General features: G+C 72.4%; 16 protein-coding genes. 6 read left to right on the forward strand and 10 right to left on the reverse strand.

The window, feature by feature from the left end; all coding sequences use genetic code 11:
• Nucleotides 1-777 (reverse strand): lysophospholipid acyltransferase family protein, encoded by a 777-nt coding sequence (locus BLV76_RS07495; RefSeq protein ID WP_090968564.1) that lies wholly within the window; start codon nt 775-777, stop codon nt 1-3.
• 60 nt (nt 778-837) lie between these two features.
• Nucleotides 838-2,052 carry a pyridoxal phosphate-dependent aminotransferase gene (locus BLV76_RS07500; RefSeq protein ID WP_090968565.1) on the reverse strand — a complete coding sequence of 405 codons (1,215 nt, stop codon included), beginning with the start codon at nt 2,050-2,052 and terminating at the stop codon, nt 838-840.
• A gap of 43 nt (nt 2,053-2,095) precedes the next feature.
• Here BLV76_RS07500 and BLV76_RS07505 point away from each other — a divergent pair, with 43 nt between their 5' ends.
• Nucleotides 2,096-2,740, forward strand: a complete 645-nt coding sequence (locus tag BLV76_RS07505; protein WP_090968566.1) for a GNAT family N-acetyltransferase — start codon at nt 2,096-2,098, stop codon at nt 2,738-2,740.
• A 29-nt stretch (nt 2,741-2,769) separates the two neighbouring features.
• Here BLV76_RS07505 and trxA read toward each other — a convergent pair whose 3' ends face one another.
• Nucleotides 2,770-3,093, reverse strand: coding sequence for a thioredoxin (gene trxA, locus BLV76_RS07510; protein ID WP_090968567.1), 324 nt, complete (start codon nt 3,091-3,093; stop codon nt 2,770-2,772).
• A gap of 122 nt (nt 3,094-3,215) precedes the next feature.
• On the opposite strand from trxA, the gene BLV76_RS07515 reads away from it, so the two are divergent.
• From BLV76_RS07515 to BLV76_RS07530, 4 genes are all read left to right on the forward strand, one after another.
• Nucleotides 3,216-3,665, forward strand: coding sequence for a MarR family winged helix-turn-helix transcriptional regulator (locus tag BLV76_RS07515; RefSeq protein WP_090968568.1), 450 nt, complete (start codon nt 3,216-3,218; stop codon nt 3,663-3,665).
• Nucleotides 3,662-4,279, forward strand: a complete 618-nt coding sequence (locus BLV76_RS07520) for a hypothetical protein (RefSeq protein WP_090968569.1) — start codon at nt 3,662-3,664, stop codon at nt 4,277-4,279. Before BLV76_RS07515 ends, BLV76_RS07520 begins: the two co-directional genes overlap by 4 nt.
• A 274-nt stretch (nt 4,280-4,553) precedes the next feature.
• Complete coding sequence (locus tag BLV76_RS07525) at nt 4,554-6,773, forward strand: ATP-binding protein (protein ID WP_090968570.1); 2,220 nt, start codon at nt 4,554-4,556, stop codon at nt 6,771-6,773.
• A 35-nt stretch (nt 6,774-6,808) separates the two neighbouring features.
• On the forward strand, nt 6,809-7,453 hold the full coding sequence (locus tag BLV76_RS07530; protein ID WP_090968571.1) for a response regulator transcription factor: 645 nt from the start codon (nt 6,809-6,811) through the stop codon (nt 7,451-7,453).
• A gap of 34 nt (nt 7,454-7,487) precedes the next feature.
• Here the strand turns inward: BLV76_RS07530 and trxB are convergent, their stop codons facing one another.
• The 6 genes from trxB to BLV76_RS07560 all read right to left on the reverse strand — a co-directional run bounded on the left by trxB (nt 7,488) and on the right by BLV76_RS07560 (nt 15,949).
• Nucleotides 7,488-8,501 (reverse strand): thioredoxin-disulfide reductase, encoded by a 1,014-nt coding sequence (gene trxB / locus BLV76_RS07535; RefSeq protein WP_090968572.1) that lies wholly within the window; start codon nt 8,499-8,501, stop codon nt 7,488-7,490.
• A 104-nt stretch (nt 8,502-8,605) separates the two neighbouring features.
• The gene (locus tag BLV76_RS22465; RefSeq protein ID WP_090968573.1) at nt 8,606-9,316 is read right to left on the reverse strand and encodes a hypothetical protein; all 711 of its coding nucleotides are present in this window, start codon (nt 9,314-9,316) and stop codon (nt 8,606-8,608) included.
• 44 nt (nt 9,317-9,360) lie between these two features.
• On the reverse strand, nt 9,361-10,038 hold the full coding sequence (gene sigM, locus BLV76_RS07545) for an RNA polymerase sigma factor SigM (RefSeq protein WP_090968574.1): 678 nt from the start codon (nt 10,036-10,038) through the stop codon (nt 9,361-9,363).
• Nucleotides 10,035-11,942 (reverse strand): protein kinase family protein, encoded by a 1,908-nt coding sequence (locus BLV76_RS07550; RefSeq protein WP_245734886.1) that lies wholly within the window; start codon nt 11,940-11,942, stop codon nt 10,035-10,037. Before BLV76_RS07550 ends, sigM begins: the two co-directional genes overlap by 4 nt.
• Before the next feature lie 90 nt (nt 11,943-12,032).
• Entirely contained in the window at nt 12,033-13,667 is a 1,635-nt protein-coding gene (gene murJ, locus BLV76_RS07555) for a murein biosynthesis integral membrane protein MurJ (protein ID WP_090968576.1), read from the reverse strand.
• Nucleotides 13,664-15,949 carry a DUF6049 family protein gene (locus BLV76_RS07560; protein ID WP_090968577.1) on the reverse strand — a complete coding sequence of 762 codons (2,286 nt, stop codon included), beginning with the start codon at nt 15,947-15,949 and terminating at the stop codon, nt 13,664-13,666. The genes murJ and BLV76_RS07560 overlap by 4 nt, the downstream gene beginning before the upstream one ends.
• A 53-nt stretch (nt 15,950-16,002) precedes the next feature.
• Here BLV76_RS07560 and BLV76_RS07565 point away from each other — a divergent pair, with 53 nt between their 5' ends.
• A complete protein-coding gene (locus BLV76_RS07565; RefSeq protein ID WP_090968578.1) occupies nt 16,003-17,454 on the forward strand; it encodes a CCA tRNA nucleotidyltransferase in 1,452 nt (483 codons plus the stop codon).
• Between the two features lie 120 nt (nt 17,455-17,574).
• On the opposite strand, the gene BLV76_RS07570 is transcribed toward BLV76_RS07565, so the two are convergent.
• The gene (locus BLV76_RS07570; RefSeq protein WP_090968579.1) at nt 17,575-18,657 is read right to left on the reverse strand and encodes an inositol-3-phosphate synthase; all 1,083 of its coding nucleotides are present in this window, start codon (nt 18,655-18,657) and stop codon (nt 17,575-17,577) included.
• Nucleotides 18,658-18,675: the final 18 nt, after the last annotated feature.

The raw sequence follows: 18,675 nt of genomic DNA on the forward strand, positions 1-18,675 counted from the left end.
TCACTTCTTCCGCTTCGCTGCTCGCTTCTCGGCACGCTTGCGGGCGCGCTCGCGCTTCTCCTCGGCGTCGAGGCGCTCGGCCTCCTCGGGCGTGGGGGCGGAACCACCGAGGGAGGCGGGCACCCACCAGGAGCCGGGAGGCTGCTCGTCGGCGGGGTAGTCGCGCACGGCCTCGACGAGCATCTGTGACATCCGGTCCTGGAGCTCGCCGGTCTCGGCGGCCGGGTCGTCGCCCGTGGGGTGCAGCGGCTCACCGATGGTGAGCGAGATGGTCTTGCCGCGGGAGAAGTCGCGCGGGTGACCCTTGGTCATCATCCGCTGCGTGCCCCACATGATCACCGGCACGACCGGGACGCCAGCCGCGGCTGCGATCCGGACGGCACCGTTCTTGAACTCCTTGAGCTCCATCGAGCGCGAGATCGTCGCCTCGGGGAAGATCCCGACCGCCTCGCCGTTCCTCAGGTAGTCGACGGCGGTGTGGAAGCTCGCGACGCCGTCCCCGCGGTCGACCTCGATGTGGTGCAGCGAGCGCATCAGCGGGCCGACGTACGTGTGGTCGAAGAGCTCGCGCTTCGCCATGAAGCGGACCAGGCGGCCGGACGGGTTGGCCGCGAGACCGCCGTAGATGAAGTCCACGTAGCCGACGTGGTTGTAGGCCAGCAGCACGCCGCCCTCGCGCGGGACGTTGTCGGCCCCGGTCATCCGGATGTTCTGGCCGAGTGCCTTGAAGGCGACCTTGGCGGTGACGATGATCGGGGGATAGGTGATGTCACGCACGACGAGGAGCCTAGGGCCGCGCCGACGGCTGAGCGAGCGAGGGCGTACGTGAGGAGCGACTCACCGACGGGTGGCGAGGAACTCCGCGATCCGCCCGATGGCCTCCTCCAGCACGCTCGCCTCGGGCAGCGTGACGAGCCGGAAGTGGTCGGGGGTGGGCCAGTTGAAGCCGGTGCCGTGGGTGACGAGGATCTTCTTGGCGCGCAGCAGGTCGATGACGAACTCCTCGTCGTCGTCGATCGCGTAGACCTCGGGGTCGAGCCGGGGGAAGCAGTAGAGCGCACCGCGCGGCTTGACGTTGGTGACCCCGGGGATCTCGTTGAGGAGCCGGTGGGCCAGCATCGACTGCTCGTAGAACCGACCTCCGGGGCCGATGAACTCCTCGATCGACTGGTAGCCCCCGAGCGCGGTCTGGATCGCGTGCTGCGCCGGGACGTTCGCGCACATGCGCATGTTGGCGATCAGCGTCAGGCCCTCGAGGAAGTCGGTGGCGATCTCCTTGGGGCCTGAGATCATCACCCAGCCGGCGCGGTAGCCGCAGACGCGGTAGGCCTTGGAGAGGCCGGAGAACGTCAGCACCAGCACGTCGTTGCCGCCGTAGGTCGCCGCGTGGTGGTGCTCGGCGTCCTCGAAGAGGATCTTCTCGTAGATCTCGTCCGCCATCACGACGAGCTCGTGGCGGCGCGCGATGTCGACGAGCCCCTTGACCGTCTCCTCGCTGTAGACGGCGCCGGTGGGGTTGTTCGGGTTGATGATGACGAGGGCGTGCGTGTTCTCGGTGATCCTGGCCTCGATGTCGGCGAGGTCGGGGTTCCAGTCGTTCTCCTCGTCGCACCGGTAGTGCACGGGGATGCCGCCGGCGAGCGTCACCGCCCCGGTCCACAGCGGGTAGTCGGGCGCCGGCACGAGGATCTCGTTGCCGTCGTCGACGAATGCCTGGAGCACCATCGAGATGAGCTCGGAGACGCCGTTGCCGATGTAGATGTCCTCGACGCCGACGTCGCGCAGGCCGTGGGACTGGTAGTAGTGCATGACCGCGGTGCGGGCCGACCAGATGCCCTGGCTGTCGGCGTACCCCTGCGACTGCGGCAGGTGGTGGATCATGTCGGCGAGGATCTGCTCCGGCGCCGCGAAGCCGAACGGCGCGGTGTTGCCGATGTTGAGCTTGAGGATCCGGTGGCCCTCGGCCTCGAGCCGCTGGGCCTCGACCAGGATCGGTCCGCGCACGTCGTAGCGGACACCTTGCAGCTTCTTGCTCTGTCGGATCGGTCGCACGGCCTCATCCTCGCAGGCGCCGTACGCCGCTAGCATCGGAGTCGTGTCACGCAAGACCGCGCGCCTGACGGTCGACCACCTCGCGGAGCTGGCCGATCCGGTGCGGTCGTGCCTGTTCTGGGAGCTCGGCCCGGTCGACCGGACCCGGCTCGACGAGGCGGACCGGATCGCGGAGAAGGAGCGCTGGGTCTCCACGCTCCTGCGCGACTGGGGCTCCTGCGGGCGCGTCGTACGCCTCGAGGGACGCACGGTCGGCATGGTGCTCTACGCCCCGGCGCCCTTCCTCCCGGGCGCGGCCGCGCTGCCCACCGCGCCGGGCTCGCCCGACGCCATCGTCGCCGCCACCGCCTGGATCGACCCCGCCCACCGCGGTGGGGGGCTCGGTCGGCTGCTGGTGCAGGCGATGGCCGCCGACCTGGTCGAGCGGGGGCACACGGCGATCGAGGCCTACGGCGACACCCGCGGCCGCGCGAACGGCTGCGTGCTGCCGGCGGAGTTCCTCGGCAGCGTCGGCTTCAAGACCCAGCGGGCCCACCCCACGACTCCCCGGATGCGGATGGAGCTGCGCACCGCGCTCAGCTGGAAGGACGAGGTCGAGCTCGCGCTCGAGCGGCTCATCGGCGTCGTCCGCCCCACGCAGAAGGCGGCCCGCCCGATCGGATCGGTGCGGGCCGCCCCGGGCGACTAGCGAGTCCCGCGACGGGACTCGATGGAGACTCAGATGAGACCTTCGAGCTCCTTGAGCAGCGCGGCCTTCGGCTTGGCGCCGACGATCGACTTCACGACCTCGCCACCCTGGTAGACGTTGATGGTCGGGATGCCGGTCACGCGGTAGGACGAGGGCGTGACGGGGTTCTCGTCGACGTTCATCTTGAGGAAGGTGATCTTCTCACCGTGCTCGGTGCTGAGCTCGTCGAGGATCGGGGCGACCTGGCGGCACGGACCGCACCACTCCGCCCAGAAGTCCACCAGGACGGGCTTGTCGGACTTGAGGACCTGCGCCTCGAACTCGGCGTCGGTCACAGCGGCGATGTTGGCCACAGCAGTGCCCTTTCTTTGGTCGTGTGAGGGGACACCCAGTGAACACCACCCCGGTGACAGTTGTTCCCGGCCCGCCAGACCCCGATTGCTGCACTACCTACATGGTGAAGTATATTCAGCACATGACCGAGCCGACCGCAGTCTTCGACCGGGTCCTGATGCTCGCCCAGCTCGTGCAGGCGGACCTGGCGCACTTCGAGCGCGAGCAGGGGCTCACCACCTCCCGCGTCCACCTGCTCTGGGTCCTCGGCACCACCGGCCCCACGACGCAGCAGGCGCTCGCCGACGCGCTCGACGTCACTCCGCGCAACGTGACCGGCCTCGTCGACGGACTGGTCGCGAGCGGCCACGTGACCCGCGAGCCGCACCCCACCGACCGTCGCGCCACCCTGGTCACCCCGACCGACCTCGGTGCCACGACGGTCGACGGCCTGTCCCGCTCGCACCAGCAGCTCGCCGAGCAGCTCTTCGGCGACGTCCCCGCGTCCCGGCTGACCACCTTCGACGGGGTCCTGGCCGCGACGATCGAGCGGTTCGCCGCGCTGATGGAGGCCGGGGGGAGCGCGCGATGAGCGACCTCAGGCGCGTCGTGGCCGTGGTCGGCGGCGCACTGGTCACCGAGCTGGCGCTCTACCGCCAGCTCGGCCGGTGGATCACCCGTCGCCCGGACGTGCCCGAGGGCGCCACCCCGGTGCCGTACGCCCGGCTGGCGACGCCGGTCGTGTGGCTCTTCGTCTTCGGCTCCACCGTCGAGGTGGTCGCCTTCGACCTGATCCTGAGCCGCTGGCTGACCTTCCTCCGGATCCCGTTCCTCGTCCTGGGGATCTGGGGCGTGGTGTGGATGCTCGGGCTGATGGCGTCCTACCGGATGCGCCCGCACCTGGTCACCGACGCGGCGCTGCACGTGCGCCACATGGCGCGGACGGAGGTCGTCGTACCCCTCGAGGTGATCGCGTCGGTCCGGGTGGCCGACGTCGACGAGGGCGGCATCCGCGCGCTGAAGGTCGTCGACGACCAGCTGCTGGTGCTGGTGTCGGGCCGGACCAACGTCCAGCTCGCGCTGGTGGAGGGTACGACGCTGACGACCCCGCTCGGGGAGATGAGCCCCGCGGCCGTCGGGCTCTGGGTCGACGAGCCGCGCGAGGTGGCGCAGCTGCTGAGGCGCCGCGCTGCCGAGAACGCCTGACGCACCGGACCGCGAACCCCCGTACCGCGGTCGCGGCGCGTCGACATCACCACATTAGGTGATGACAGTCACCGGTATCTGTCCCCGGAACCGGGGGGTGAACCTCAAGAGTCCGTCCAGCCCGAGCGTCGACGACGGTGTACGAACGTGCTCCGACCTGGCATCATGGGCGTCGTTGTCCGGTGTCTGGGGGTCTCACGTGCGTTGGCCGTTGTGGGCCGCCGTCCCCACCCCGCCCCCGGTGCCGCGGGGGACGGCAGGCGGCGCCTACCGGATGTACCGCAGCATCCTGGGCGCGCACGCCTGCCTGCTGGTCACCCTGGCGGTCTTCACCGCGCTGCCCCTCGTGGTCCGGATGGCACCCGACGACCCGAGCGTCCCGCCGCGTGCCGCGATCTCGCTCGTCCTGCTGGTCGTCGCCGCCGACATCTACCGCCGCGGGGAGCACCTGCTCCAGCTCGCGGTCCTCTCGGTCGCCTTCCTCGTGCTCTCACCGATGCTGGTCGCCCAGCCCGTGACCAACGACAGCACCGTGAGCCTGACCCTCACGGCCGTCGGCATCATGGCCGCCCGACTGATGCCGATCATCCGGGCGCTCGCGCTCGTCGGCGTGCTCGGCGCCGTCCACGTGGCGACCCTGGTGCTGCTCGACCTCCCCAACAGCGGACTCCCCTTCGAGGCGATGGTCCTCGTGGTCGCCACTGCCGCGGCCGCCATCGGCTTCGTCAACGCCATGCAGGCCAGTGCCATCGCCACGGAGCGGGTGCGCGAGGCCAACCGCGAGCAGGAGCTCGAGATCACCCGGGCGGAGGCCGAGCTCGTCGCCCGCACGATGAGCCGTCGCGTCCTGCACGACGACGTGCTCGGCACCCTCCACCTGCTCTCCGACCCGAACGCACCGATGCGCAACGCGGAGCAGCAGTGCCGCGCGACCGCCGAGGTGATCCGCGGCGTGCTCGCGACGTCGGAGGCACCCGAGGGCGACCGCGACTCCGTGCCCGCACCCGACGAGGACCTGCCCGACACCTGGTCGGACCTCGTCGCCCAGCTGCGCGCCTCGGCCCCGGTCGACGTCGAGGTCGTGGTGGTCGGACGTCCCCAGCGCCTGCCCGCGCTGCCCGAGGCCCAGGCCGCCGTGCTGCTGCGGGCGGCCGGCGAGGGAGTGCGCAACGCGGCACGGCACGGCCACGTCGAGGCGGCGACGGTCCGGCTGTCGGCCGACCGCAACGAGGTGCGGGTCGAGGTGCTCGACCGCGGGCTCGGCCCCGGCACCTCCCCGCAGAAGGGCTTCGGGCTCCGGGAGTCCGTCGAGCGACCGCTGGCCGCCGTCGGAGGGCGCTCGGCGCTGCTCCCCCGGCCCGGTGGCGGCACGGTGCTCCTCCTGGTCGTCCCCCGTGACACCACCGGGGTCCTCGACCACGCGTACGGCCTCACGACCGGCGGCCTCGGTCCCGTCCGGACGCTGGCGCGCACCGTCGCCGTACCGCTGACCCTCGCCTGGTGCGTCATCGCCGCGCACTCGGTCCTCGACCACCCCTCCACCTGGCCGTCCCTCGTCGTCTGCGCGGGCTGGGTGCTGATCACCGCGAGCATCGTGCGGCGCCTGGAGGGCCCGGGCCCGGACGCGCGGTGGGTGGTGCTCGTCGTCGGCGCCAGCACCGTGCTGCAGGTGGTCGGCATCTCCCTCCTGCCCGACGGCGCGATGCTCGACTTCCGCTCGTGGTCGATCGGGATGTGCGCGGTGCCCCTGTCCGTCCTCGTCCTGAGCCTGCCGCTGCCGGTCGGGCTGGTCGTGCTCCTCCTGCAGGTGCTCGTCGTCGTGGTCGCTCCCCAGGTCGAGCCGGACCTGACGAACGGGCTGTTCCCGTGGGGATCGCTCAACTCCGTGATCACCCCACCCGTGCCGGCGCTCGTCCTCGGCACGCTGATCCGGCGGCAGGGCAGGGCACTTCGCAGTCAGCGCCGACGTGAGCTCGCCCTCGACCAGCGGCGCGCGGTCGAGGAGTGGCGCGCGACGACGATCGACCTCTACTTCGCCCACGTCCGCGACGAGGTGCTGCCGTGGCTCGACGGGATCGCCGACGGCTCCGTCGCGCCCGATGCTCCCGACACGGTCGCCCGCGCCCGGATCCTCGCCTCGGCGGCTCGCGACGACCTCTACGCGCCGGGCTTCTTCGACGAGGGCCTCCGCGAGGAGGTGGCCCGGTTCCGCTCGGCGGGGGGGACCGTCGAGCTGCGCGCCGGCCTGGAGCCGGGCGGGCACCAGCGGACGGTCGGACGGGTGCTGCGCGGCCTGCTGCCCATCGCCACCGGTCGTCGGATCATCGTGACGCCGCCCGCCGCCCAGGAGGGCAAGGTGCGCATCGCCGTCGTCCCCGCACCCCTCGCCGCCGACATCGACCGCCTGCACGACGGTGCGGGCACCGGCTTCGACAGCGACGTCGACGACTTCCGTGCCGTCCTGCTCGTCGACGACCTGCCCGGATCCGGGTAGGGACATCGCGCGGCAGGTCCGGATAATCAGTGCCCATGACCGCGCACCCCGAACGCCTCCCCACCGTCGCCGTCCTCGACAACCAGCAGGTGGTCCGCGACGGCGTGCTGGCGGCGATCGCCCGGCACCCCGAGGAGCTGGTCGGCGGGGCGGCGTACGCCTCCCTCGACGAGGTCGACCTCGCCGCCCCCGGCCCGGACGTGCTGGTGCTCGACCTCTACCTCGGTCGTGACGACGAGTCCGTGCTCGAGCACATCCCCGCCCTCACCGGGTGGGCCGGCGTCGTGGTGCTGCACACCGCCGAGGAGAAGCCGGTGCCGCTTCGCCGGGCCGTGGCCCTCGGCGTGCACGGCGTGGTGCTGAAGAACGACGGCACGGAGTCGCTCGTCGATGTCGTACGCCGGGCGCTGGAGGGCGACTTCGTCTGCAGCAGCGTCGTGGCCGAGGCGCTGGTCAGCGACGAGCGGACGACTCCGCGGCTGACCGCGCGCGAGGTCGAGGTGCTGAGCAACCTGCGCGACGGCCTCACCCAGCGGCAGGTGGGCTCACGGCTCCACGTCGCGGAGGAGACCGTGCGCGCGCACCTGAAGTCGGTGCGCGCGAAGTACATGGAGGCCGAGCGCGAGGTCACCAACACCGGCAGCCTCGTCCGCGAGGCCGGCCGGGACGGGTGGATCTGAGTCCACGCCCGGTCCCGGCCCACCTGGCTGAGCGTCAGGCTCCGGCGGTCTGCACCTGCTCCTCGATCGCCTCCACCGTCGCGGCGGCCTCACCGGCGGTCGAAGCCTCGTGGTCGAGTGCGGCGATGAAGCGCTCGGCGTCGAGGGCGGCGGCGCAGCCGGTGCCGGCGGCGGTGATCGCCTGGCGGTAGTGGTGGTCCACCAGGTCGCCGGCGGCGAAGACGCCGGGGAGGTTGGTCGCGGTCGAGGGGTGGTCGACGAGGACGTAGCCGTCGTCGTTGAGGTCGACCTGGCCGGTCAGGAGCTCCGAGCGGGGGTCGTGGCCGATGGCGATGAACATCCCCGTGACGTCGAGCTGGCGCTCCTCGCCGGTGACGGTGTCGCGCAGGGTGATCGACTCGAGCTTGTCGGCGCCGTTGATCGAGGCGACCTCGGAGTTCCACACCATCTCGAGCTTGGGGTCGGCGAACGCGCGCTCCTGCATGATCTTGGAGGCGCGGAGCTCGTCGCGGCGGTGGATCAGGTAGACCTTCGACCCGAAGCGGGTGAGGAAGGTGGCCTCCTCGATGGCGGAGTCGCCACCACCGATCACGGCGATGGCCTGCTCGCGGAAGAAGAACCCGTCGCAGGTGGCGCACCAGGACACGCCGCGACCGGAGAGCTCCTCCTCGCGGGGCAGGCCGAGCTTGCGGTAGCTCGAGCCGGTCGAGAGGATCACCGAGCGCGCGGTGTAGGTGTCGGTGGCGGTCTTGACGACCTTGATGTCACCGGTGAGGTCGACCTCGACGACGTCGTCGGCGACCAGCTCGGCGCCGAAGCGCTCGGCCTGCGCACGCATCTCGTCCATCAGGGCCGGACCCATGATGCCGTCGCGGAAGCCGGGGAAGTTCTCGACCTCGGTGGTGTTCATCAGCGCACCGCCGGCGGTCACCGAGCCCTCGAAGACCAGCGGCTCGAGCGAGGCGCGGGCGGCGTACACCGCGGCGGTGTAGCCCGACGGGCCCGAGCCGATGATGATGACGTTGCGCGTCTCGGTGCTGGTGCTCATGAGCGGTCAGTGACTCCTGCTGGATCGACGGTCTGGATCGGGTGGATGGCGTACGCCGTGCACAACCGATCGTAGGCGACCGTTGTTCCTGAGGTGGGCGCTCGTCAGGGCGCGAGCAGCGTGAGCGTGCGCACGGGCTCCGGGGTGCCGCAGACGTAGAGCTCGACCTGCTGCGCGGCACCGGACGGGCGCCGGAAGACGATGATGCCCGGCTGGCCGTCGACCTCGGCCGCGACCTGGCGGCCCCTGCCGAGCGCCGGCAGGTCGCAGGCGGTGCCGGGCGCGGGCGCCCCTGACGCGTCGGAGGACAGCGGGGCAGTCGAGCGAGCCGCGAGCAGCTCGTCCTCGAGCTGCGGGTCGTCGGCTGAGACCGTGGGGCTGGAGGCGAAGGGCGTGACGCTCTTCTGGGACTCCGGTGCGAGCTCGGAGTCGGCGCTGCCCCCGGCGTCCGACCCACCCTCGGCGGGCTGGTCGGCGAGCTCGCGGTCCGCGCTGCCGCTGTCGGCCGACGTCGACCCGCCGGAGTCGCCCGAGCCGGAGGGCAGCACCTGGCCGATGCCGACCCCGGCGACCACGACCGCGGCGGCGGCCAGCAGGCCGATGCCGACGGCGCGGCGACGGCGGGCTCCGAGGTCGACCACCGGCGCGGGAGGCCGCTCGGTGACGAGGGGCGTGGTGGCCCGCGCGTCGACCAGCGCGGCGAGCTGCTCGTCGAGGCGGGCGACGACCTCGGGTGGCGTCGGCTCGTCGTGGCGCGCGTCGGCGAGGAGGCGGCGTACGGCCTCCTGCTCGGGCGTCAGGTCGGGATCGGTCATCGGGGGTCACCTCCTCGAGGTGTCGTGGGGCGGGTGGGCAGGAGTCAGGGCGCGGGCGGTCCCCGCGGCCGCACGGTGGCTTGGACGGGACCGTCGGGCGGCGGGTTCCCGTGAGGCGGGTCACCCGAGGGGCGGTGCAGGTCGACCAGCAGCTCGGCGAGCTTGGCGCGACCGCGCGAGCACCGCGACTTCACGGTGCCCTCCGCGCAGTCGAGCATCAGCGCGACCTCGGCGACCGGGTAGCCCTCCATGTCGACGAGGACGAGCGCGGCGCGCTGGTCGGGGGGCAGCGTGGCGAGGGCGGCCAGCACCCGACGCCGGCGCTCGGACTCCTCGGCCCTCGCGTCGGGCTGGTCGTCGTGGACGGCCGTCGCGACCAGGGTGCCGCGGTCCTCGACGTCGTCGGGCAGGCTGTCGAAGCGCCGGATCTTCGCCGCGCGGAGCCGGTCGAGGCAGGCGTTGACGACGACCCGGTGCAGCCAGGTCGTCACCGCCGCCTCGCCGCGGAACGAGCCCGCGCGGCGGAAGGCCGCGATCATCCCGTCCTGGAGACCGTCGGCCGCGTCGTCCGGGTTGCCCATCGTGCGCAGCGCGACCGCCCACAGCCGGTCGCGGTGGCGCGCGAAGAGGACGCCGAACGCCTCGGCGTCGCCGTCGACGTGGGCCTGGAGCAGCTCCCGGTCGGTCGGCCCGTCCACCGGCTCGCTCCCCGGGGTGGTCATCCGAGCACCTGCACCTCGGAGATCGTGCCGCGGAACTCGTCGGCGCCGACCGAGGGGATCAGGGTCAGCCACACCGTGACGTACCTCCCCGACACCGCCTCGTCGAGGCTGATCGTCAGATCGCCGGTGCCGGCCGCCGTGCCGACGGGGGTGAGCCCGGCGACGCCGGTCGGCGGCTCGGAGGTGACGTAGGCCGCGAGCGCGGTCTGGCCGCCCACGGTCGAGACGACGACCTCCCGCACGCCCTTGCTGGCGCCGAGGTCGATGACCAGGCCGACGCCCGTCTTGAGCCCGCCCGGACCGAAGTTCTGCCGGTAGGTCGAGGTGCTCCAGGTCGTCGCGGGGTCGCCGTCGACGGCGTTCGGGACCTGGTCGGGGTTCTCCTCCTGCGGGGCGTCGCCCTGCGGGTCGAAGTCGTCGGCGACGAGTCCCGTGAACGGCGTCGGGGTCACCACGCTCGGCGACGCCGAGGTCGAGGGCTCGTCGTCGGAGTCGCTCGCCGGCGGCTTGATGCCGAGCTGGTAGGCGGCCACCACGGCCACGCCCACGAGCAGGACGACGATCACCGCCAGCGCCAGCCGGTTCCAGCTGCGCCCGGGCACCCGGTCGTCGGTGTCGTCGAAGCCCTCGCCGGTGCCCCAGCGGTCGTCGGTCCAGTGGCCCGAGCCCCACGAGCCGGTGTCGCGGCCCGCCGGTCGTCCGGTGGCGTCGACCGACGAGCCGTGGCGGGAGTCGTCCCACGGCCAGTAGTCGCTGCCGGCGGTGGCCGCCTTCGTCCCCGGGCGTGGGCGGCGGACGGGCTCGCCCTCGGGCGGGTCGGGCGCGAAGAGCGGCTTCGGTGCGGGCGTCTCGAGCGGGGGCGGGGGCGCCGGCTTGTCGGCGCGGGCGCGCAGCCAGTCGACCTCGTCGTCGTCGTGGAAGACCGGCATCCCGGCCTGGGTCGGGAGGTCCGTCACCGCCGTCGGTGCCGGCTCGGGTGCCGGCTCACTGACGGCCTCGACCTCGGGCTCGGGCTCCGGCTCGGGGTGCGCCTCGGGCTCCGGAGACGGCGGCGCGGGCTCGGGCGTCGCCACCGGCACGGCCTGGGTGGCGTACGACGACGTGGCGGGCGCCGCCGGCCGCGGACCGGCGACCGGGGCGTGGGTGCCGACGACGTCGCCGACGTAGTCGCGGAGCAGCTCGTTGATGCGGCGGGCGGTGTGGTCGGCCTGACCCCCGCCGGGAGCGTGCTCGGGGTTGAGGACCTGGTCGCAGAGCGTGTCGAGCGGGCGGGGGATGCCGGCGCGCACGCGGCGCGGGCGCAGCACCTCGCCGTGGACCTCGGGCGCGCTCGGCACGGCCGAGGTCGAGACGCCGGCCCACTTGCCGGTGAGCGCGCAGTAGAGCAGTCCGGCGAGGTCGATCTCGTCGACGGTGACCCGGCCCGGCGGCAGGCCCCGGAGCGCCGCCTCCACGCCGAAGCCGATGATGCGGACCTGGCCGTGCTGGTCGACGAGCACGTTCTCCGGCGTGAGGCAGCCGTGCGCGATGCCCGCGGCGTGTGCCTCGGCGATGCTGTCGGCCACCTCGGCGACGAGCCAGGCCGCACGACGGGGCGGCAGCGGGCCCTCGCGGGTCAGCAGGATGTCGAGGGAGTCGCCCTGCCCCCACTCGTTGACGACGTAGCACTTCGCGCCGGCCACCTCGGCGTCGAGGACGCGGAGCAGCCGCCGGTTGATGACCGGCCCGACCGTGCGCGCGGCCTCGAGGACCGCGTCGGCCCGGGGATCGTCGGCCGCGAGGATGTGCACCGCGACCGGGCGGTGCAGCACGAGGTCGTGGGCGCGCCAGAACCGTCCTGCGCCGCTCTCGGCGAGCAGGTCGTCGAGGCGGTAGCGGTCGGCGAGCACGTCACCGGCCTGCATCGACCCCACGTCCCACCTCGTTCCCCGCTCGACCCTGTGCGTGTCCTTTGCTTCCGGCCACTGTAGGAGGCAGCGGGCCGATCTCCCCTGCTACGCGCCGCGACGCAGCCGAGACGCGACCGCGTCCACCAGGCCGGTCACCTCGCGCACGTGGAGCAGCCGGGCGCCGAGCAGCACGACCAGCAGCCCGGCGGCGGCGCTCGCCCCGCCGCGGACGAGGGACAGCAGGGGCCCGGGATACTCGCCGAGACCGGCGAGGCCGTGCTCGACCAGCCAGGTGGCACCGCCCGCCGCGACCAGCACGATCGCCATCCGCACGAGGAACCGCACCAGCTGCGGGGTCTCGAGCCCGCCCACGGTGCGCCGCAGCAGCACGAACGCGGCGATCGCCCCGACGGCGTACGACACGAGGTAGGCCACGACGAGCAGCGGTGCCGTGTCGTCGGGGCTTCCCCGCGGGACCAGCACGCTCGCGACGACGACGTTGGTGAGCGAGACGGCCACCTGGATGAAGAACACCAGCCGGGTCATCTCCATCGCGTAGAAGCCGCGCAGCATGAAGTAGTGGACGGTGAAGAACACCAGCGCCGGGCCGAAGACGGCGAGGGTCGGGGCGAACCGCGCCGCCTCGGTCGCACTGGCCCAGCTGAAGGCCACGCCGGCGACGTCGACCGCGGTGATCGGCAGCAGCACGGCGAAGGGCAGCACCAGTGCGAGCGCGGTCCGCAGGGTCGAGCCGACGGTGCTGCCCAGCTCGGCGAGCCGGCCCTCGTGGGCGTACGACGACAGGCGCGGGAGGATCGCCGTCGCGAGCGAGACGGTGACGATGGCGTGCGGCACCATCATGATCAGGAGGCTGTTGGAGTAGACGAGGTAGCCGGTGCCGCCGTCGACGGTGCCGCCGGACGCCAGCCGGACGACCACGAGGTACGCCGCCTGGGTGACCACCACGAACAGCACGGTCCAGATCCCGAGCGACAGCGTCTTCCCCAGCTCGGGGTCGCGGAAGTCGAAGCGCGGTCGGTAGCCGAAGCCCGATGCGCGCAGGTAGGGCACCAGGACCAGGAACTGCACGACGATGCCGAGCGTCGAGCCGAGTCCCAGCAGGACCTCGGCGCTCGTGCCGAGGGCCAGGTCCTTCTCCGCCCCGCCACCGGTCGCCCCGAACGACACCAGGTAGGCCGCCAGGATCGCGACGGACAGCAGGTTGTTGGCGATCGGCGCCCACATCATCGGCCCGAAGCGGCCGCGGGCGTTGAGCACCTGCCCGACCAGGACGTACATGCCGTAGAAGAACACCTGGGGCAGGCACCACCGGGTGAGGTCGACGATCGACTCCAGCTGCGCGGACAGTGCGGGGTCGAGGAACCGGTGGTCGAGGTAGACGCGGAGCAGGAGCGGTGCGAGCAGCACCAGGAGGAGGGTGACCGCTCCGAGGAACAGCGCCGCGAGCGTGATCACCCGGCTGGCGTAGGCGTCGCCGCCGTCGGCGTCCTCCTTGATCCGCCGCACGAGCTGCGGGACGAGGACCGCGTTGAAGATGCCGCCGGCCAGCAGGATGTAGACCATGTTGGGCAGCGTGTTGGCGATCGCGAAGAGGTCGCCGCGGATGCCGGAGCCGAGCGCCACGACCAGCAGGGCCGCGCGCACGTAGCCCGAGGCGCGCGACACCACGGTGCCGGCGGCCATCACGGCGGACGACGCGAGGACCCTCTGGTCGCTCATGCGCGCCCCGGCACGGCAGGGCTCCCCGCCTCGGTGCCCGCCTCGGTGCCGGCTCCGGTCTCGTCCTGGGGTGCGTCCTCGTCCTGGGGCGCGTCCTCGTCCGGTGCCTCGGCCGCCGCGGCGAGCTCGGCCCGGCGGGCCCGGATCTGGCCGGGCAGGCGGTAGCCGATCATCCCGAACAGCACGAGCGCACCCACGGCCATCACGATCCAGATGAGGGCGCTGACCCGTGCCGCCCGGATCGGCAGCTGGTCCGACGATCCGAGGGGTACGCCGTCGACGCTGGTGACCGCGAGCCGGACGTTGTGGACGCCGTCCTGGGTCGTCGACGCCTCGTAGCGCAGGACGCTGCGGGCGCCCGGTCCGAGGGTGCGGGCGCCGGAGGCGCCGCTGAGGGTGAGCTCGCCGTCGGTGCTGACCGCGACCTGCACCTCGACCGGCTGGTCGAGGCCGTTGACGAGGGTGACGCCGAGCGGGCCCGAGTCGCTGGAGAGCGTGACGGCCGTGGGCGCCTCGATCGCGACCTTGGCGAGCTCGGCGCGGAGCGAGTCCGAGATCCGGTCCGCCGCCGCCCGCGCCAGGACCGGGCGGGCACGGTGCAGCTCGGACAGGGTGGCCAGCACCTCGTCGCGGACCTGTCGCTCGATGGTGGTCTGCAGGCTGAGCACGTCCTCGAGGAGCGTGGCGTCGTCGGTGGCGCGTGTCGCCGCCGTGAAGCTCGACGGCTCGAGCTCGGCGTCGAGGTCCTCCTGCGTGTAGGCCAGGTTGGTGGAGGAGACGAAGGTCGGGTCCTGGGCGGCGACCTCGCTCACCGGCACCAGCTCGAGCCACGACTGCTCGAGGTCGTCGAAGAAGGACGCCGCGTCCTCGCCGCGCCACACGGTCGGGAGGGTCACGACGAGGGGAGCCGGGTCGGCACTGCCCGCGCGGAGGGCGGCCTCGCTGATCAGCCGCTGGCGCAGCGCGAGCGGGTCGGTCGCCGCGGTGGGACCGGGTCCACCCGACTCGGCGCCGGTGCTGGTCACGATGACCTTGTGCCCGAGCAGCCGCACCACCGAGCTGTCGCCGTCCGGGGGCACCGTGAACGAGGTGTCGCCCATCAGGATCACGGTGTCCTCGGGCAGGGCCTCGATCGCCTCGGGGCTCAGCACGTCGTCGCTCGGCGCGACCGTCGGGACGTACTGGACACCGAGGGTGGTCATGACGTCCGCGGACCGCGCGGTCGCCTCGTCGTACCTGGCCGGGTCGTTGCGCATCGCGGCCGACACGTCGAGGTCGCCGAAGGGCAGGGTCAGCACCTGCTGACCGGCGGTGGTGAGCAGGAAGCGGTCGAGCCACGCCTGCGCCGCCTCGGCCAGCGCGGCCTCCTCGGGGCTGGGCTCCTCGGTCGACTCGGCCTGGGGCGTGAGGGTCTCGGGGGTCGCCGTCTCGCCGTCGCTGGGCGTCGCGGTCGGCGACGGCGCCTGCCCCTCCACGGTCGGGTCCGGCAGGATGTTGCGTGGGGGGTTGCCCTGGGTGAGCCGCACCAGCGCCACCAGCACGGACGGGTCGACCAGGAAGCTGTAGGGCGTCGAGCCGGCCGAGTCGGCCATGTCGAGCACGCCGGAGAGGCTGCCCCCGGGGGCGAGCCGGCGCGCCCAGCGCTCGGTGCCCGCCAGCGAGCCGTCCTCCTTGAACCAGACCCGGCTGCGGATGGAGAGCATCACCGAGGCCTCCTGCGTCCGGTTGCCCGTCGGGCGGGCGGGGATGAACGTCCGCGCCCGGCCGTCGGCGATCTCGTCGCGCGGGGTGGAGGTGCTGTCGCCGAGCGCGTGCACGCCGATCCAGTAGACGCCGGGGTCACCCGTCGCCTGGAGCAGGCCGACCGGGACGGAGTCGGAGAACGAGGCGGTCTCGCCCGGCGCCAGCTGGTCGACCGTGTAGAAGGTCCCGGGCGTCGTGACGCGCTCGCCGACCGCGATGGTGGGATCGCTCAGCGCGGCGTCCGCCAGCTGGCGGGAGTCGGGGATGGGCGTCGCCGAGGAGAAGGCGTGCAGGTTGATCCGGGTGAAGGTCTCGTCGCTGACGTTGGTGACGGTGCCGCTGATGTCGACGCTGCCCTTGCGCGGCAGCACCGCGGTGATGCTGTCGAGGTGGACGACGAGCGGGTCGGCGGTGGTGGCCCGGGCGGCCGCCGTCACCGTCGCCGAGGCCCCGCCTGCGCCCGCCAGGGACGGCACCATCGCGAATCCGAGCGCCAGGAGCCCCGCCAGGGCAGCACGGAACGACGAGGGGCGGGGCACGCACAGACTGTAGTTGTTAGGACCCGCCCTCCTCACACGTAGAGTGGCCTGTCGTGTCCGACGTCGCACTCCAGCCCCTGACGATCGTCGAGATCCAGCGGCGCGTCGCCTCCGAGCTGACGCGCATCGGATCCGTCATCGACGAGCTCGGTGAGCTCTTCGCCGACGCCGGCGAGGAGCTGGCGCTGGTCGGTGGTCCCGTGCGCGACGCGATGATCGGCCGGCTGCAGGAGGACCTCGACTTCACCACCTCCGCGCGGCCCGACACGACCGAGCGGCTGGTCTCCGGCTGGGCCGACGCCGTGTGGGACATGGGCCGCGACTTCGGCACCATCGGGTGCCGCAAGGGTCCGTGGCAGGTCGAGATCACGACCTACCGCTCGGAGACCTACGACCCGTCCTCGCGCAAGCCCGACGTCGACTTCGGCGACAGCCTCGAGGGTGACCTCGGCCGCCGCGACTTCAGCGTGAACTCGATGGCCGTCCGGGTCCCGGGTCGCGAGTTCGTCGACCCGTTCGGCGGCATCGTCGACCTGGCCGAGCAGGTGCTGCGCACCCCCGGTGCCCCGGAGGACTCGTTCTCCGACGACCCGCTGCGGATGATGCGGGCCGCCCGGTTCGCCGCGCAGCTCGGCTTCTCCGTCGCGCCCGAGGTCGTCGACGCGATGACCGAGATGGCCGGCCGGATCGAGATCATCTCGGCCGAGCGCGTGCGTGACGAGCTGGTCAAGCTCGTCTGCGCGCCCCACCCCCGGCTCGGCCTCACGCTGCTCGTCGAGACCGGCCTGGCGGCGTACGTCCTCCCGGAGCTGCCGGCCCTCGCGCTCGAGCGCGACGAGCACCACCGCCACAAGGACGTCTACGAGCACACGCTGACCGTGCTCGAGCAGTCGATCGACCTCGAGCACCGCCTCGGTGGCGGACCCGACTTCGTCTCGCGCTTCGCCGCGCTGATGCACGACGTGGGCAAGCCCCGCACGCGCCGCTTCGAGGACGGCGGCATCGTGACGTTCCACCACCACGACGTCGTCGGCGCCAAGCTGACCCGCAAGCGGATGAAGGCGCTGCGCTTCTCCAACTCCGACATCGACGCGGTCGCCACCCTCGTCGAGCTGCACCTGCGCTTCCACGGCTACGGCTCGGGGGAGTGGACCGACAGCGCCGTGCGCCGCTACGTCCGCGACGCCGGCGACCAGCTCGAGCGGCTGCACATCCTCACCCGCGCCGACTGCACGACCCGCAACCAGCGCAAGGCCGACCGGCTCCGCCGGACCTACGACTCGCTGGAGGAGCGCATCGCCCGCCTCGGCGAGGAGGAGGAGCTCGCCGCGATCCGGCCCGACCTCGACGGCAACCAGATCATGGGCATCCTCGGCATCGGCCCGGGCCGCGAGGTCGGTGAGGCGTACGCCTTCCTGCTGGAGCTGCGGATGGACGAGGGGCCGCAGACCCCCGAGGCGGCCGAGGCCGCGCTCCGTGCCTGGTGGGCCGCCCGGCCCACCTGACGTGGGCCAGACGTCCGTGACAAAAACAGAAGAACTGCGGCCGTACGACGACCCCGGACGGATCCGGGGCGGCGTACGGCCGCAGTTCTTCGGCACTGCCCGTGCGGGCGAGCGATCAGGTCACTCGCCGGCGATGAACTTCTCGAGCTCGGCGCGGCCGAGGTCGTCGGGCATCTGCACCGGCGGGGACTTCATCAGGTAGGTCGAGGCCGGGATGATCGGGCCACCGACGCTGCGGTCCATGGCGATCTTCGCGGCGCGGACGGCGTCGATGATGATGCCGGCGGAGTTGGGGGAGTCCCAGACCTCGAGCTTGTACTCGAGGTTGAGCGGGACGTCACCGAAGGCGCGACCCTCGAGGCGGACGTAGGCCCACTTGCGGTCGTCGAGCCAGGCGACGTAGTCGGACGGGCCGATGTGGACGTTGCGGCTGTCGATCTTGTCGGCCAGCTCGCCCGTGAGGTTGGACGTCACGGCCTGGGTCTTGGAGACCTTCTTCGACTCCAGGCGCTCGCGCTCGAGCATGTTCTTGAAGTCCATGTTGCCGCCGACGTTGAGCTGGTAGGTGCGGTCCAGCGCCACGCCGCGGTCCTCGAACAGCTTGGCCATCACGCGGTGCGTGATGGTCGCGCCGACCTGCGACTTGATGTCGTCGCCGACGATCGGGACGCCGGCGTCCTCGAACTTCTTGGCCCACTCGGGGTCGGAGGCGATGAAGACGGGCAGGGCGTTGACGAAGCCGACGCCGGCGTCGATCGCGCACTGCGCGTAGAACTTGGCGGCCTGCTCGGAGCCCACGGGGAGGTAGCACACGAGGACGTCGACCTCGGCGTCCTTGAGCGCCTGCACGACGTCGACCGGCTCGGCGGCCGACTCCTCGATGGTCTGGCGGTAGTACTTGCCGAGGCCGTCCATCGTCGGGCCGCGCTTCACCTCGACACCGAGGGTCGGGACGTCGGCGATCTTGATGGTGTTGTTCTCCGAGGCGTTGATGGCCTCGGACAGGTCCTTGCCGACCTTCTTGTCGTCGACGTCGAACGCGACCACGAACTGCACGTCGCCGACGTGGTAGTCGCCGAACTTGACGTGCATGAGCCCGGGCACGGTGCCGGCCGGGTCCGCGTCCTTGTAGTACTCAACGCCCTGGACGAGGGAGGTGGCGCAGTTGCCGACTCCGACGATCCCTACTCGTACCGAACCCATGGGGCTCTCCTTCTCGAT

The sequence above is a fragment of the Nocardioides exalbidus genome, assembly GCF_900105585.1.
GTDB lineage: Bacteria > Actinomycetota > Actinomycetes > Propionibacteriales > Nocardioidaceae > Nocardioides > Nocardioides exalbidus.